The following is a 17,468-nucleotide window of genomic DNA, read 5'->3' as shown; positions in this document are numbered from 1 at the left end:
CGGCGAATCCTGCTGCCCACCCAACCCCCCGGTACCCTGCACCAGCGACCCCGACTAAGCACGAGCGCCACGCCCGACAGCCATCGGACCTCGTCACCGCCGTCGCCCCAACGAGCTAGGCGCACCGAGTAGAAAGCCCAGACAGTGCCTTCCACGATCTTCAGCGAGCTGCCCACCGCCGTTTGGGAAGCAGTGGCCAATCACACAGGCCACGTAAACCGCTTCGACTCGGCCCCGAACGGCAACCACGCAGAGATCGCCGGGACACTACACACCGAGCACGGGCGGGTGTTCGTCAAAGGCACCCGCCTGCTGCCCGATCAGCATTGGGGCGGCGGCGAGGCCTGGTCACTGCGCAACGAGGCCGCGGTCATCCCGCACGCACGCCCCTACGCCCCCAACCTCCTGTGGCAGGTTGAGACAGCCGGTTGGCTCCTGGTCGCGTTCGAACACATTGAAGGCCGCCACCCCCAGTACCACCCCGGCTCAGCCGACCTCAAATCGCTCGCCGCAGCCATCGCCGCACTGTCCGAACTGCCCTGCCCCGACGCTGTTCGCCTACGCGTCGAAGACCGCTACCGCTCTCAAGACCCGGCAGCCCAAGCACTGGCCGGGTCCACGATGCTGCACTGCGACCTGAACCCCTCCAACATCCTGATCACTCCAGCTGGTGACGTCCGCGTGGTCGACTGGGCGTTCTGCTCCCGAGGCGCAGCATGGCTTGAATGCGCATTCCTCCTACCCTGGCTGCTGCGCGACGGACACACACCCGACGACGCAGAGGCATGGCTCAACCGCTTCCCTGCCTGGAAACAAGCCGACCCCACCATCGTCGACTCCTTCGCTTCCTGGCTCGCCACCGCATGGGCGCGACGAGACGTCCCCGATGCAGCGCCATGGATCATCGAGTACGCGGGCATCACCCGCACATGGGCCACGCACCGGCACAACCCCTCAGCGGCCCGAACGCAAGAGTCCGCCTGGCGAAAACCAGCAGCTGCCGCACCGGAGATGTAGCGGCGTAGCGCTTCTCGTTGGTGGCCGCCGGGCGAAGGAAGGATCGGGAAGGCCGGGTGGGTCATCTCCGTACGCGTCGCCCGAAGGGTTCCCGGAAACGCACGGTGCATCAAGGCAAACAGCAGCCTTGACACACCGCACGCCGCTCAGCAAGGCACAGCCCGCCGCATACGGAGATGACCCACCCTCAGCCCCAGCTACGGGCGCGGTCCGGCAGGTGCCGCGCAGGCGACAGGAACCAGGGCGCTGACATGGGCCGCCATCTGCGATAGAAGATGTGTTTAGAGGGAGTGCCCGCCGAGCCAGTAGTCGTAGATGCGGGCCGGGCTCCGGCTGGTCGGTGTGGATCTGCGAGGGCGGCAGCCCGCCGCCGAGCGCCCCGGCGACGCGTTCGGCGGCTCGTTCTGTCGAAGCCCGCAGCAGACATGGCGCCCTTTCCCGATGATCGTGCGACGCTGGCGCGCAGTCCGATCATACGGCGCGTCGCGCATCGGACGCTGGTCGGGTGCGCGACGGCTGTGCCACGATGACGCCATGACCGACGCCGAGGGCACCACTGCCGACAGCACGACGCAAGCTGCGCGTTTGAATATCGACGGGGTCGGGCTCGCCTACGACGACGAGGGTTCCGGCGACGGCGCGGCACTGGTGTTCATCCACGGCTGGACGGCGAACCGGCACCGCTGGGACCACCAGATGGACCACTTCAAGGTCGGCCGCCGGGTCATCCGGCTGGACTTGAGGGGCCACGGCGAGAGCGACAAGCCGGTACAGCGGTACACCATTGACGGCCTGGCCGAGGACGTGCGCCGGCTGATGGACGATCGCGGCGTCGACCGCTTCATCCCGGTCGGGCACTCGATGGGCGGCATGATCGCGCAGAAGCTCGCATTGGCCTATCCGGACCGGGTCGAGCGGATCGTGTTGGTGGATTCGCTCGGCCGGATGGTTTACAACCGCGGACGCGGGCTGGTGATGACCGTCTCGAAGCGACTTCCGTACAACCTCTTCGTGGCCGCCAACATCATGCGTGCGTTCAAGCCGGGCTATCCGCGCGAGCAGATTCGCGGCTACGTCGCCGCCTCGCAGGCCACGCCGCGGCACGTGGTGCTGTCCTGCTTCGATGCGATGCGTGCGTTCGACGTGCTGGACCGGGCCAGCGAGATCCAGGCCCCGGTGCTGCTGGTGCACGGCTACTACGACGTCCAACTCCCGCCCCGCGAGGCACTTCGGCTCGCGGCCCGGTGCCGGGACGCCGTCGTCAAGATCCTCGACACCGGGCACGAGGCGCCGGTGGAGGATCCGGCGGCGGTCACGGCGGCTATCGAGGACTTCCTCGCCCGCGGCTGATGCCCTTACGGCCGAACGTGTTCCGGCACGTCACAGTCTGACGTGCCGTCAGGTCGCCGTCAGATCGCGGCGGCGCATCGGCTTGTGATGTGTGACATCTGCTTGCCCGCGTCGCTGGCGGGCGATAGCGTACAGGCGCGGCACGCAAACATCTCAAGACCTTAACTTGAGTGTTCACGTGCCGTGGGTGTGATTTCCGCACTGTGCGGTTGCCCGGCGGGTCGATGGGGACAGGCCCGGGTGCGCAGATGCCGCGTCTGCGGCGGACGCCGACGTCCGGTCGCGGCGGCTGGCATCGGGCAACGGGTGGAAGAACCGGCGGCGTGCATAATGAGGGGTCTGTTTCCGGGGCAGTGCCGGGCGGATCAGTGATCACTCACACCTGATCTCACAATTCGGGGGACGACTGTGTGGCAACGGGAGCGCAAGGGTACGGCCATGTCCGACTCGCAGGCCGCCGCGAGATCGTTCGTCGACACGCTCTCCCTGCGAGCCGCGCAGCAGTCCGATCAGATCGCCTATCGCTTCCTGGTCACCGGCGACGCGGACGGCGAAATAGACCAGATCACCTTCGGTGAGCTCGGTCGGCGTGCCCGCGCCGTCGGCGGCTGGTTACAGGAGCGCGGTTTCGCCGGTTCCCGTGCGCTGCTGCTCTATCCGCCGGGGCTGGAGTTCGTCCGCGGCTACATGGGCTGCCTGTTCGGCGCGGTAGTCGCGGTGCCCTGCCCCGCCCCGCTCAGCGGCCAGATCCGCCGCGCGCTGCCGCGCCTGCGCAGGCTGGTCGCCGACGCCGGGGCCGAGGTGGTGCTGACCACCGGCCCGATCCTGGCCGCGCTGCGCGCCGCCGCCGACGAGGTGCCGGAACTCGCCGCGCTGACCTGGGTCGCCACCGAGGAGATCCCGGACGACGCGCACGCGGCGTGGCGCGATCCCGGCCTCGGCCCGGACTCGATCGCGTTCCTTCAGTACACCTCGGGCTCGACCAGCGCGCCGCGCGGGGTGATGGTGAGCCACGGCAACCTGCTGGACAACCAGCGGGTCATCGCCGAAGCCCTGGGCCACACGTCGCAGCGGCTCGCGGCACACAGCGGCGACCTGCTGGTCAGCTGGCTGCCGGTGTTCCACGACATGGGCCTGATCGCCGGGGTGCTTCAGCCCACGTACATCGGCCGCACCGGCACCCTGATGTCTGCGCTGCACTTCCTCCAGCAGCCGGAGCGCTGGCTGACCGCCGTGTCCACGTTCCGGCCGCACATGAGCGGCGGGCCCAATTTCTCGTACGAGCTGTGCGTGCGCCGGGCCACTCCGCAACTGCTGGAGCGGCTGGACCTGTCGACGTGGCGGGTCGCGTTCAACGGCGCCGAACCGGTGCGGGCAGCCACCCTGCGGCGGTTCGCCGAGGCTTTTGCGCCGGCCGGATTCCGGTCCGAGGCCTTCTATCCGTGCTACGGCCTCGCCGAGGCGACACTGATGGTCAGCGGCGGCGACGTCGAGACCGCACCGGCCATCGGTCCTGCCCCGGCGCAGAACCCCGTCGAGCCGGAGGCGGGGCCGGGCACGGGGCGGGAACGCGAGTTGGTCAGTTGCGGGCGCCCGCGGATGACGGTGGTGATCGCCGATCCGGAACTCGGCGTGCCGTGCGCGGACGGCGAAGTCGGCGAGATCTGGGTCGGCGGCGCCAGCGTCGCGGCCGGGTACTGGAACGATCCGGCGAAAACGGACGAGACGTTCAACGCCCGGCTCGCCGACGGCCGCAGCGGCTTCCTGCGCACCGGGGACCTCGGCTTCCTGCGCGACGGCGAACTGTACATCAGCGGCCGTCGTAAGGATCTGCTGATCATCGACGGACGGAATCACTACCCCCAGGACCTGGAGCTGACCGCCGAGATGGCTCATCCGGCGGTACGGCCGGGCTGCGTCGCGGCGTTCTCGGTCGGCAACCAGGACGGCGGCACCGACGGCGGCGGCGCGGACGGGGAGCGTCCGGTTCTGGTGGCCGAGGTCGCGGCGCAGGCGGATGCCGAGACGGGCACGATCGAGACGGCGATCCGCCGGGCGGTCAGCGAGGAACACGGTCTCGCGCTGCGGGACGTGGTGCTGATCCAGCCGGGCGGAATCCACAAGACGTCGAGCGGCAAGATCCAGCGCAGCGCGACGCGCAAGGCTTATCTCGAAGGAACGCTCGCGCTGCTCGACCTGCCGAAGGACGAGCCGCAACCGACGTCGCAGCCTGTGCCCGATGACCAGACCGTGTCCAACAGCGCTGTGTCCAACATTGCTGTGCTCGGTGACACCGCGCTCGGTGACACTGTGCTTGATAGCACTGTGTTTGACAACGCTGTGCTTGACGACACTGTGCTTGACAACGCTGTGCTTGAAAACATCGTGCTCGATGCCGATGTACGTGCGATCGAGGCGTGGCTGGTGGACGCGGTCGCCCGGCGTGCCGAGATCGATCCGGCACAGGTGAAGGTCGACAGTTCGATCGCCGACTACGGCATCGGCTCGCGCGGCTTGGTCGAGATCGTCGGCGAGTTGTCCGACAAGCTCGATCGCAAGCTCGAACCGACGGTGTTGTACGAATATCCGACCATTGCGGGGGCGGCTCGGGCGTTCGGCGCCGAGGCAGCCGGGCAACGGGATTCCGCGTCCGCCAGCAAACCCGATCCCGCGCCCACGCCGACCACCGAGTCCAGGCCCGATCCCGCGCCCACGCTGATTACCGTGACTGCCACTGAGCCCAAGTCCGATCCGGTGTCCGCGTCGACCACAGAGTCGAAGCTTGACCTGGTGTCCGCGTCGATCGCTGAGCCCAAGTCCGATCCTGTGCCGGCGCCGACTACCGGGCCGAAGCTCGGTCCAGCGCCCGCGCTGACTACTGAGTCGAAGCTCGGTCCAGTGTCCGTGCCGACCGTTGAACTGAAGTCCGGTCCGATGGCCGCGCTGACTGCCGAGTCGAAGTCCGGTCCGGTGTCCGTGCCGATCGCCGAGTTGAAGTCCGATCCCATGCCCGCGCCGACTACTGAGCCGATTGCGATCGTGGCGATGGCGTGCCGGTTCCCCGGCGGCGCGGACGATCCCGAGGCGCTGTGGCGGATCCTGGCCGAGGGCGGTGACGTCGTCGACAGCCCGCCCGGCCGTTGGAACAGCGAGGCGCTGCTCGATCCGGACCCGGAAGCGCCGGGCAAGGCGTACACGCTGCAAGGCGGGTACCTGCGGGACATCGATCGCTTCGACGCGGCCTTCTTCGGGATCTCGCCGCGTGAGGCCGCCGCGATAGATCCGCAGCAGCGGCTGCTGCTGGAGACCGCGTGGGAGACCTTGGAGCGGGCCGGGATCGTGCCGAGCCGGCTGAAGGAGAGTGCCACCGGCGTATATGTCGGCCTTTACGACAGCGACTACCTCTCTGCGGCAGGGCTCGAACAACTCGATGGCCACGTCGGCACCGGCTCGGCGTCCAGCGTCGCATCCGGCCGGATCGCGTACACGCTCGGACTGGTCGGCCCGGCCGTGACCATCGACACTGCGTGCTCGTCCTCACTGGTCGCCGTGCACCTCGCGGCACAGGCGCTGCGCGGCGGCGAGTGCGACCTCGCGCTGGCCGGCGGCGCGACGCTGATGGTGACGCCGCGTGCGTATGTCGAGTTCAGCCGGCTGCGCGGGCTGTCCGCCTCCGGCCGGTGCCGGCCGTTCGCCGCCGACGCGGACGGCATGGTGTGGGCGGAAGGCTGCGGGCTGCTCCTGCTCAAACGGTTGAGCGACGCGCGGCGGGACGGCGATCGCGTGCTCGCGGTCATCCGGGGCTCGGCGGTGAACCAGGACGGCCGTAGCCAGGGCCTGAGCGCGCCGAACGGCCTCGCGCAGGAACAGGTCGTGCGCTCGGCGCTGGCCGCTGCCGAACTGCTGCCGCAGGACGTTGATTACGTGGAGGCGCACGGCACCGGAACGCCGATCGGCGACCCGGTCGAGGCCCGCGCGCTGGCCAGGGTGTTCGGCGGATCGCGTGCGGCGGCCGGTCCGCTCTACCTCGGTTCGCTGAAGTCGAATCTCGGCCACACCCAGGCCGCGGCCGGTGTCGCCGGTGTGATCAAGACGGTGCTCGCACTCCAGCACGAGCAACTCCCGGCGTCGCTGCACGCTGATACGCCGACGGCTCAGGTGGACTGGGACGGCGCGGGTCTGCGAGTGCTGAATCGCCCCAGGCCGTGGCCGCGCGGCGAACGGGTGCGTCGCGCCGGCGTGAGCAGTTTCGGGATCAGTGGCACCAACGCACACCTGATCCTTGAGGAGGCGCCAGCGCGCGTCGCCGGGGGAGTGGGGGCGAGCAGTGCGGCTTCTCCCTCAATCAGCACAATGCCTCCAGTGCCTTCAATCAGCACAGTGCCCTCAAACAGCGGGCTTCCTTCGGCCGACGCAGCCCCCGCGCTCGACGGCGCGCCGATGCTTTTCCCGATCTCGGCACGCAGCCTGACCGCGCTGCGCGGCCAGGCTGACCGGCTTGCGCAGGCGCTGGAAGCGAATCCGCATCTTCCGTTGCGGCCGGTCGCCGGGACGCTGGCACGTCACCGCACGCACTTCGAGCAGCGCGCTGTCATCGACGCGCGTGATCGTGCGGAACTGCTCGACGGCCTGCACCGCTTGGCCTCGTCGGGCACCGAGCCGGCATCGACGCCGACGCAGGGCGCGCCGATCGCCGGAAAGCTCGCCTTCGTTTTCCCGGGGCAGGGCGCGCAGTGGGCCGGAATGTGCGTCGACCTGCTCAGCCGCTCGGCGGTCTTCGCCGAGGAATTCGAGCGCTGCGACGCCTCGCTGCGTCCGCACACGGGCTGGTCGGCTTCGGCGGTGCTGCGCGGCGAACCTGACGCGCCCGACTTGCAACGCGTCGACGTTGTCCAGCCGGTGCTGTTCGCCGTGATGGTCTCGCTCGCCGCGCTGTGGCGGTCCTACGGCGTGGAGCCGGACGCAGTCGTCGGCCACAGCCAAGGCGAGGTTGCCGCTGCGTACGTCGCCGGAGCGCTCACGCTGGACGACGCCGCGACCGTGGTCGCGCTGCGCAGCAAGGCAGTCTCGGCGGTCTCCGGTGCCGGTGCCATGGCCGTCGTGGAGCGCTCGGCCGGGCAACTGGAGCCGCGCCTCGCGGCCCTGAACGGCCGAGTGTCGGTCGCGGCGGTCAACAGCAGCCGATCGACGGTGCTCGCGGGCACTGCCGAAGCGATCGACGCATTGGTCGCGCAGCTCGAACGCGAAGAGGTGTTCGTCCGGCGGCTGCAAGTCGACTACGCGTCGCACAGCGTGCAAGTCGAACCGCTGCGTGAGCCGATCCTGGCCGACCTCGCGAACGTCGGACACGCCTCGTCATCTGCACCCGTGTCATCAGAGCCCTTGTCATCAGTGTCCTCGTTATCAGTGCCCTGGTATTCGACCGTCCTCGGCGGGACCGTCGGCGGCGACCTGCGTCCGGATGCCGAGTACTGGTACCGCAACCTGCGCGAACCGGTCCGCTACGCCGACACGGTCGAGCGCATGATCGGTGACGGGTTCCGGTACTTCGTCGAGCTGAGCCCGCATCCTTCGCTCGTCGTCGCCACGCAGACGATCGCCGAGGACGCGCAGCGCGCCGTCGCAGTGATCAGTTCACTGCGACGCGACGAGGACGGACCCGCGTGCCTGGTCCGTTCGCTGGGCGCGCTGCACGTGGCGGGCCGGGATGTCCGCTGGGACCTGCTCGTTCCGGACGGCTGGCAGGCCGACCTGCCGACGTACGCTTTCAACGGCGACCGCCACTGGACCGAACCGACGGGTTCCGGCGCCGGTTCGGCCGACCCCGATCTGGCGGCCGGGGCCCGGCATCCGCTGCTCGGCGTCGAGCTGGCATCGGCAGACGCGAGCCGCTGGACCTTCCGCAAGACGTGGACCGTGCGCACCGCTGACTGGCTGCGCGATCACTCGGTGTTCGGCAGGGTCGTGCTATCCGGGACCACGGTGCTGGAACTGTGCTGGGCGGCGCTTGACGCGGCATTTCCCGACCGGCTCTTCGACGTCGCGGATCTGCTGCTCATCGCGCCGCTGGTGCTGCCTGAGTCAGAGGCCGTCGAAGTTCAGATCGAGGTCGTCGCCGGCGAGTCAGAGATCGGCGAGGTCTCCGTGTACAGCAGGGTGCGCGGCGCGGGACGTTCCGATTGGACACTGCACGCCACCGCCGTCGGCGCCGAGCCCCGACCGGTGTACGACGAGCCTGTTCCGCCCACAGCTGATGACGGCGCGCCGATCTGGGACGAGTCGCGCTATTCGCGGCTTGCTGAGGCCGGATTAGGCTACGGACCGGCTTTCCGCGGTGTGCGCTCCGCGGTCGCCATCGACGAATCGACCGTGCTCGCCTGGCTTTCGCTGCCGGAGCAGGCGACGGACTCCTCGTTCACGCAGCGCGTCCATCCGGCGTTGCTCGACGCGGCGCTGCACGTCGCGTCCACGTTCGACACGTCGGGGCGCACGTTGCTCCCGGTCGCCGTCGGCCGATCCAGCCTGCCGCCACCGACCCTCGCCGCAGAGCTGACCGCGGTGGTCAGGCGGACGAGCGACTCAGGCGACGATCTCACCGTCGATGTGACGCTGCGGACCGCCGATGGCTTTCCGGCAGGCGAACTGTCGGGCGTGCGGTTGCGCGCGGCGACCAGCGCCGACCTCGCGCACGGAGCACGCGCGGGGCGAGATCTGTACGAACTGGCCTGGGTGCCGGTCGCACAGTCGGCGGCCGAGCCCGGCGGACCATGGGCTCTGGTGACCACGGATGCTGATCCGCTCATCGATGCCCTGATCCAGGCGCTCAAGGCCGTCGGCGTGCGAGCGGTCGCGGTCGACGCGGATGAGGCGCTGCCTGCGGATGCCGACACGGTGCTCCGGTTCTGGCCGAGCGCCGAGACCGCGGATGCGGGCGCCGATACGGGCGCCGTCGTAGGTACGGAGCCGGATACAGCGCACCGCGCGCACGGTTTCGTGGCCGCCGGCTTGTCCGAGTTGCAGGCGCTGCTCGCCAATGGCGGCGAGCACGCTCCGTCACGCCTCGTCTGGGTGACCCGAGGCGCGGTGGCCACCGGGGCCGGCGACGTGGTGACCGGCCTGGATCAGTCGGCGCTGTGGGGGCTTGCCCGTAGCGCCAGGACTGAGCACCCTGATCTCGGGCCGAAGTCGATCGACCTCGATCCGGCGATGCCCGGGTCCCCGGCGATGTCCGAGTCCGCCCTCCCTGTCGCTGTCGCGGCTCTGATCGCAGCCGTCTGTGAAGTCGGCGAGCCGGAGCTGGCGATCCGTCGCGGCACCCTGCTCGCGCCGCGACTGGTACGCGGCACCGTCGCCGGACAGCCTGATCAGGCACCGATGACGGCCGATGAGCTTGTGGCCAACGAGTCTGTCGCCGATGGAACCGTGCTCATCACCGGCGGTCTCGGCGCCGTCGGCGGGCAGATCGCACGTCGTCTCGCCGCGCACGGCGACCGGCGCTTCGTGTTGACTTCCCGCCGTGGTGAGCTGGACCCGCGGGACCGGGAACTCGTCGCGCAACTCGCCGCACTCGGCGCCGAGACCGAGGTCGTGGCCTGCGATGTCACCGACGCTCAAGCGCTCGGCGCCCTGCTGGCACGGATCGCCGAGCGGGGGCCGCTGCGCGGCGTCGTGCACGCCGCGGGTGTCCTCGCCGACGGCGCCGTCACCGAACAGACACCTGATTCACTCGCGCGGGTGCTGCGTCCGAAGGCCGCAGGCGCCTGGAACCTGCACCGGCTCACTCTCGGCACGCCGCTCGACTTCTTCGTGCTGCTCTCGTCCGCCGCCGGCGTGATCGGAACCGCGGGCCAAAGCAACTACGCGGCGGCCAACGCCTTCCTCGACCAGCTGGCACACCGTCGACGTGCCCAAGGCCTGCCCGCCACGTCCATCGCGTACGGAGCCTGGTCCGGCGACGGACTCGCCGACGTGCACGCCGACCTCGGCCGGATGGCAGACCTCGGATTCCGTGCCCTCGAACCCGAACACGCCCTCGACCTGTTCGAACTCGCCATCCGGCGGCCGGCGGCGCACCTGGTCGCTTGGAGCGTGGATCTGGAGCGGCTGCGCGGATCGTTCAGCCGCGGCACCGGGACGCCCGCGTTGTGGCGAGCCCTGCTGCCCCCGGTTCGCGAGGCTTCGACCGGAAGCGATCTGGCCGACAGGCTCGCCCGCCTCACCGACGCCGAACGGTCCGCGCGCGTGCTCGCGATCGTCGGCGACGAGGTCGCGCACGCGCTCGGCTTGCGCTCCGCCGCCGAGGTGCGGCCGGACCGGCCGCTGCGGGAAGTCGGCATGGACTCGGTCAGCGCCCTGGAAGTGCGTAACCGCATCGGTGCACGGATCGGCGCGCGATTGCCCGCGACCCTGCTCTTCGACCACCCGACCACCGGTCGGCTCGCCGAGCACCTGCTCGACACGGTCCTGCGACGCACCGCAGAAGCCGTGCCACAGAGATCTGCGACGACGCTTGCGCGTACGTCCGCGTCAGTGCGCTCGGCAGACGAACCGGCGGCGGACGAACCGATCGCCATCGTCTCCATGGCCTGCCGCTTCCCCGGTGGCGTCGCAGACCCCGAACAGTTCTGGCGGCTGCTCGCCGACGGCCGCGACGCGATCGGCCCGTTCCCGGCGGACCGCTGGGACGTCGAGGCGCTCTACGACCCGGACCCGGAGGCGCCGGGCAAGAGCTATGCGCGCGAGGGCGGGTTCCTCGGCGGAATCGACGCATTCGACGCGCGCTTCTTCGGGATCACGGCGCGCGAGGCCGCCGCGATGGACCCGCAGCAGCGGCTGCTGCTGGAGACCGCGTGGGAAGCGCTGGAGCGCGCCGGAATTGTCCCGTCCCGGCTCGCCGGGAGTATGACAGGCGTCTATATCGGCATGTTCGGCAGCGAATACGCGTCCGGATCCAGCCTGGAACAGCTCGACGGCTACTACGGCACGGGCACCTCGCTCAGCGTCGCCTCCGGCCGGCTCGCCTACACGCTCGGGCTGGTCGGCCCGGCGGTGACCGTGGACACGGCCTGCTCGTCTTCGTTGCTCGCTGTGCACATGGCCGCCGCGGCGCTGCGGTCGGGGGAGTGCGACACCGCGCTGGCCGGTGGCGCGACGCTGATGGTCACGCCGCAGACCTTCGTCGAATTCAGCCGGATGCGCGGCCTGTCGCCGAGCGGCCGGTGCCGGTCGTTCTCCGACGACGCCGACGGTACCGGTCTGTCCGAAGGTGTCGGCATGGTCCTGCTCAAGCGGCTGTCCGATGCGCGGCGCGACGGTGACGAGGTGCTGGCGGTGCTGCGCGGCAGCGCCGTGAACCAGGACGGACGCAGCCAGGGCCTGTCCGTGCCGAACGGGCCGTCCCAGGAGCGGGTGATCCGGCTGGCGCTGGAGCGCTCCGGGCTGGCTCCGGCAGACCTCGACTACGTCGAGGCGCACGGCACCGGCACCACGCTCGGCGACCCGATCGAGGCGAACGCGCTCGCGCAGGTCTTCGGGCCGGGCCGCCCGGCGGACCGGCCGCTGTACCTCGGCTCGGCCAAGTCGAACCTCGGCCACCTCCAGGCGGCCGCGGGCATGGCGGGCCTGATGAAGGTCGTGCTCTCGCTTAGGCATCGTCGACTGCCCGCGACCCTGCACGCCGGCACGCCGAGCCGACACGTGGACTGGGACGACAGCGGCCTGCGACTCGTCAGCGAATCAATGCCCTGGCTTCCTGGTGTGCGGCCGCGGCGGGCCGGCGTCAGCGCCTTCGGCATCAGCGGCACCAACGTGCACGTCGTCGTCGAGGAAGTGCCGCAACCCCAACCCCGGGCGCAGCCTGAGCCACAGCCGCAGCGTGCGCAGCCGAACGGGACAGCGAACGCCGAGACGGGTGGGGCAAAGCGGCTGTTCACACTTTCCGCTCGAAGCGACGCCGCACTGCGGCGTCAGGCCGCGCGCCTCGCCGGGCATCTGGACGAGCACCCGGACGCGCCGCTTTCCGACGTCGCGTACACCCTCGCCCGCCGCCGAGGCCACTTCGAACGCCGCGCCGCGGTCATCGCCGCCGATCACAGCACGCTGATCTCAAGCCTCGCCGACTTCTCGGGCCGCGACGGCTCGGCGAACGACCGCGTGAATTCCGCTCTCGTCTTGTCCGCGGCGTCGCGTGAACCGGTCGACGGCAAGGTCGCCTTCATCTTCCCCGGTCACAGCCCGCGCTGGACCGGTATGGCGCTCGACCTGCTGGCCGGCGACCCGGCCTTCGCCGGGGCGTTCGCCCGTTGCGACGAGGCGATCGCCCGGTATGCCGGCTGGTCCGTGCTCGCGGTGCTGCGCGGTGATGAGGGCGCGCCCGACGCCGAGCGAGCCGACGTGACGCAGCCGCTGCTGTTCGCCGTCGACTGCGCGCTGGCCGCGATGTGGCGTTCCCTCGGCGTCGAACCCGATGCCGTGATCGGCCACAGCCTCGGCGAGATCGCCGCTGCGCACGTGGCCGGAATGCTCACGCTCGACCAGGCCGCGGCGCTCGTCGTCAAGCGCGGCCAAGCCGTGCGTGAGGTCGCCGGGCTCGGCGGCTCGCTCGCCGTGGAGCTGCCGGTGGAGCAGGTCGAGGCGCGTATCGCGCAGTTCGGCGACCGGCTCTCGGTCGCGGCGATCAACGGCGATCAGGCGACCACGGTCTCCGGCGACCTCGACGCGCTGGCCGACCTGCTGGCGCGGCTCGAAGCCGAGCGGATCGCGGTGCGGCGCGTGCCGGTCGACTTCGCCACGCACAGCACGCACATGGAGCGGCTCCGCCACAGCTTCACAAGTGCGATAATTGATATATCCGGCGAGCCTGGTACGCTGCCGCTCTACTCGACCGTGACGACCGAACCAATACCCGGCGACGCACTCGACGCAGGCTACTGGTACCGCAATCTGCGTGAACCGGTCCGGTTCGCCGCCGCCGTCCGCCGGATGGTCGACGACGGCTACCGCTACTTCGTCGAAGTCGGCCCGCACCCGACCCTCGTGTCGAAGGTCAAGTCCATCGGCACGCAGTCCGACATCCGCGTCACGGCCGTCGGCTCGCTGCGCCGCGACGAGGACGGCGATAACAGCATGCTGCGCAACTTCGCGCAGCTGTACAGCGCGGGACTCGACCCCGACTGGTCGAAGCAGTTCCCCGAGGGAACGCTGCTCGACCTGCCGACCTACGCCTTCGAACCTGACCGGCACTGGTCGACTCCCGCGCGGGCGGCGTCCACCGGGCCGGACACCGCGCCTTTTGCGCAACTGCACGTCGAGGCCAGCGACGAACCCGATCGGCACCTTGTGCAGGCCGAGATCGACTTGGGCGACTCCCGCTTCGCCTACCTCGCCGACCACCGGGTCGCCGGAGCCGTCTGGCTGCCCGCCGCGGCGTTCGTGGAGATGGCGCTCGAAGCGTCGGTGCTGCTGAAGATCCGATCGGAGCCCGCGGGCGCCGTCCGGCTGGCCGAGCTGCGCTTCGAACGCGCACTGCAACTTCGCGCCGACGAGCCTGTGCGTCTGCAACTGATCGCCCGGCCACCAGCCGTGGACGGCACGCGGGCCTTCACTATCGCCTCACGGCCGTCCGCCGACTCACGCGCGCCGTGGACGCAGCACGTCAGGGGCTTGATCGTACCCGAGACGATTGAGGAAGCCGGAGCCGTTGAGCCGGCCGAGCCGCTCGCGACGCTGCGGGAGCGCTGTGCGGACCCGGTTGAGATATCCGGGCTCTACGCGGCACTCGCCGTAGCAGGTATCGAATACCGGGACGCGTTCCAGGGGCTTGAAAGCGGATGGCGCGGCCCACGTGAAGCGATCGGTCGGCTCGCCGAGGCGCCGAGGTCGTCCCACTTGCTGCATCCGGCGTTGCTGGACGCGGCCTTCCAGTCCGTCGCGCTGCCTGCCGATGCGCCCTCGGACAAGGCGTTCGTTCCCGTCGCGGCCGGCCGAATCCGCTTCACCGGACTGCGTACACGTCCGGTGTGGGCGACCAGCCGCGTGCGTTCGCTCAGTGCTGAGAGTGCCGCGCTGGACGTGCAACTGCTCGACGAAGAAGAGCGGGTCGTCCTCGATGTCGAAGGCTTCGAACTCTCGGCGCTCTCCGCGGCGGACGAGTCGTTGTACGAGGTCCGTTGGCGGCCACGCCCGGCTTCTGCGCCGGCCTCGTCGCCTGCGCGGTTTGCCGGCGCGCAGCGGGGCCGCTGGTTGATCCTGGCCGACGAGTCCGGCGTCGGCGCGCAGATCGGCGACCGGCTCGCCGCGCAGTCGGCGGGTTATGTGCTCGCCAGGTGTGGCTTCGGCGGTGAGGGCTTCGAGGGCTTCGCCGCCGAAGGGCCCGGCCGCTACCGCATCGATCCGCAGAATCCTGATCACTACGCCCGGCTGTTCGACGAGGCCTTCGAAGACGGACCGCCGCAGCGGGTCATCCACCTCTTCGGCCTCGACGCTCCCGCGCTCGGCTCCGCCGGGTCCGAGTCCGAATCCGGCCTGGCCCAGGCTGCGGATCGTGCCGCGCTGCTCTGCTGCACGAGCACGCTGCGGCTGGTCGCGGCGTTGGCCGACCGGTCGTGGCGGCCGTCGCCCCGGCTGTTCCTGGTCACCCGGGGCAGCCAGGCGGCCGACGGCAGCGCGCACGTGGCGCACCCTGAGCAAGCGCTGCTTTGGGGATTCGGCGGTTCCGTGGCACAGGAGCACCCCGAACTACGCGCCACGCTGATCGACTTGCCGGCACACGGCGGCCTCGACGCACTGTGGAACGAGCTTCTGAACGCGGACGACGAACGGCAGGTCGCGCTGCGGGCCTCCGGTCGGCTGGTACCTCGCCTTGCCCCGACTCGACCCGACGACGGCGCCGCGCGGATCCACGCCGAGCGCACCTACCTGGTCACCGGTGGCCTCGGCGGCCTTGGCCGGGTCGTCGTCGAGCGGCTGGCCGGGCTCGGCGCACGCCACGTCGCGGTGCTCGGCCGCAGCGAACCGGACGCGGACGCGACCGAGTGGATCAGCATGCTGGCGCAGCGTGGCGCGATGGTGCACGTGGTCCGCGCGGACGTGGCAGATCGGGCGAGTCTCGAAGCGGCGCTGGAAGCCCTGCGGCTTCGGGCTCCCGCCATCGCAGGGATCGTGCACGCCGCCGGCGTGCTCGGCGACGCGACGCTGCTGAACCTCACACCGGAGCGGATCGCGCGCGTGCTCGCGCCGAAGGTGCTCGGCGCCGCGCTGCTCACCGAGCTTGTGCCGGACACCGATTTCCTGGTGCTGTTCTCGTCGGCGGCCGGACTGCTCGGTTCCGCGGGTCAGAGCTCTTACGCCGCGGCGAACGCCTTCTTGGACGCCTGGGCGCATCACCTCGGGTCCTGCGGCCGTTCGGCGCTGAGCCTGGACTGGGGCGCGTGGTCGCAGGTCGGCATGGTCACGGGCTCGGACGTCCGTGCGGCCGTGATCGCCCGGTCGGGACTCGGCAGCTTCTCTCCGCAGGAGGGAGGCGAGTTGTTCGAACGCGTACTCGGCTCGGCTCGGCGCCAGCTCGCGCCGCTCGCGCTCGACCGTGCGGCGCTGCGCGGCCACCCGGAACTCGCCGCAGGGCGCCCGCTGCTGGCCGACCTGATCACCGGTCCGTCAGAGCAGAGGCCTGCGAACGTGACCGGTTCCCGCGAACTGGTCGCGCGGATGCGCACCTCCGGAGCGGGGGAGCGGCAGGAACTTCTGGAGACCTACCTGCGCGGCCTGCTCAGCCGGGTGACCGGCGACGACATGGCGCACGTCGCCGCGACGACCCCGCTCAAGGAACTCGATCTCGACTCGCTGCTGCTGGTCACGCTGTACGGCACCATCGCCCGCGAACTCGGTGTCGAGCTGTCCGCCTCGGCCGCGACCTCGGCCGCTGACATCCGTGGCCTCGCCACGACCATCCTCGCCGGCCTTCCCGACGCAGCCGCCGATGAGACGCCGGCGCACATGACCGCCGTGCCGGCGGAAACGGCCGAAGCCTCGATACCAGAAGTCGAATTGCGGCCTGCGACGCGCGACGTGATGCGTCTGCTGCGCACCGAGCAGCAGGGCACCCCGAGCACCGCGCACAACATCGGCTTCGCGGTCCGGCTTCTCACCGCGACGACACGCGAACGCCTGACGCGCATGCTCACCGAGCTGGCGGACCGGCACGGTGCGCTGCGCACCGGGATCGTCGCGGACGCCGAGCACGGTCAGCAGCTCCAGACCCTGCGACGCCCGTCCGGAGAACTGATGCGCTGGTCCGCGGTCGGCGACGACGTGGACGTCGACCAGCGTCTTCGGGAGCTGATGGAGCAGCCGTTCGACCTGGCCGCGCCCCCGCTGTGGCGTTTCGAAATGCTCGAATACCCGTCCGGGGAGCAGGTGCTGCTCTACGGCGCGCACCACGCGGTGAGCGACGCGCAGTCGCTCGTCCTGGTCATGGCCGAGATCAGCGCAGGGCTTTCCGGCGCACGGCTCGACGCGACCGCGACGAACCGGGACGTCGACCGGCTCCTCGCGGCGCAGCCGACGCAGCAGGCTGACAGCAGCGGCCCGGCCGAGCCCGCATGGCGGGACGACTTCACCGGCGTCGAGCGCCTCGACCTCACGTTGACCCGGCCCCGCCCCGCGACGCGCACCTACCGTTCCGGCACGCGCTTCGTCGACATGCCCGAGGGCCTGCTGGAGCGGGTCACCGCCCGGGCGAACCGGCTCGCGATCACCCCGGCGGCCTTCTGCCTCGGCACGCTGACCGTGTTCCTGGCCCGGCTGCGCGGACGCAGCCGCTTCGCTCTCGCCGTCCCGGTAGACACCAGGATGCACGTCGGCGCGCTCGACGCGGTCGGCTTCTTCGGCGTGCCGGTCCCGTTCGCGGCCGAGGTCGCCGCGGACGAGCCGATCGCCGACGTGCTGCGGCGCACCGACACCCGGCTGGCCCGGGTGCTGGAGAAGGGCGCCTCGTTCTTCGACGCCATGTCAGCCCTCGTCGAGGAGGGTCTGTACCGGCCGGACGCGCCGCTGGTCGAGGTCTACTTCAACTTCATCCGGCCGCAGGCGCTGAAGGTGCGCGG

3 protein-coding genes are annotated in these 17,468 nt (G+C 70.5%); all 3 read left to right on the top strand.

What is annotated here, in order from left to right:
* Window positions 1-144 precede the first annotated feature (144 nt).
* Window positions 145-1,017 (top strand): hypothetical protein, encoded by an 873-nt coding sequence (locus VGS97_RS08170; protein ID WP_326852658.1) that lies wholly within the window; start codon window positions 145-147, stop codon window positions 1,015-1,017.
* Window positions 1,018-1,551: 534 nt separating this feature from the next.
* Window positions 1,552-2,367, top strand: a complete 816-nt coding sequence (locus tag VGS97_RS08165) for an alpha/beta hydrolase (protein ID WP_326852657.1) — start codon at window positions 1,552-1,554, stop codon at window positions 2,365-2,367.
* A 438-nt stretch (window positions 2,368-2,805) separates the two neighbouring features.
* Window positions 2,806-17,468: SDR family NAD(P)-dependent oxidoreductase (locus VGS97_RS08160; RefSeq protein WP_326852656.1), on the top strand; the 14,663-nt coding region annotated here is incomplete at its 3' end.

Origin of the sequence: Actinocrinis sp. (genome assembly GCF_035946395.1) — a bacterium.
GTDB lineage: Bacteria > Actinomycetota > Actinomycetes > Streptomycetales > Catenulisporaceae > Actinocrinis.
Note: the sequence above shows the minus strand (reverse complement) of the source record. Positions and strands in the feature narration are given on the sequence as shown.

Coding starts and splice junctions, on each gene's coding strand:
- VGS97_RS08165 (WP_326852657.1), top strand. CDS start 1,552: ATGACCGACGCCGAGGGCACCACTGCCGACAGCACGACGCAAGCTGCG.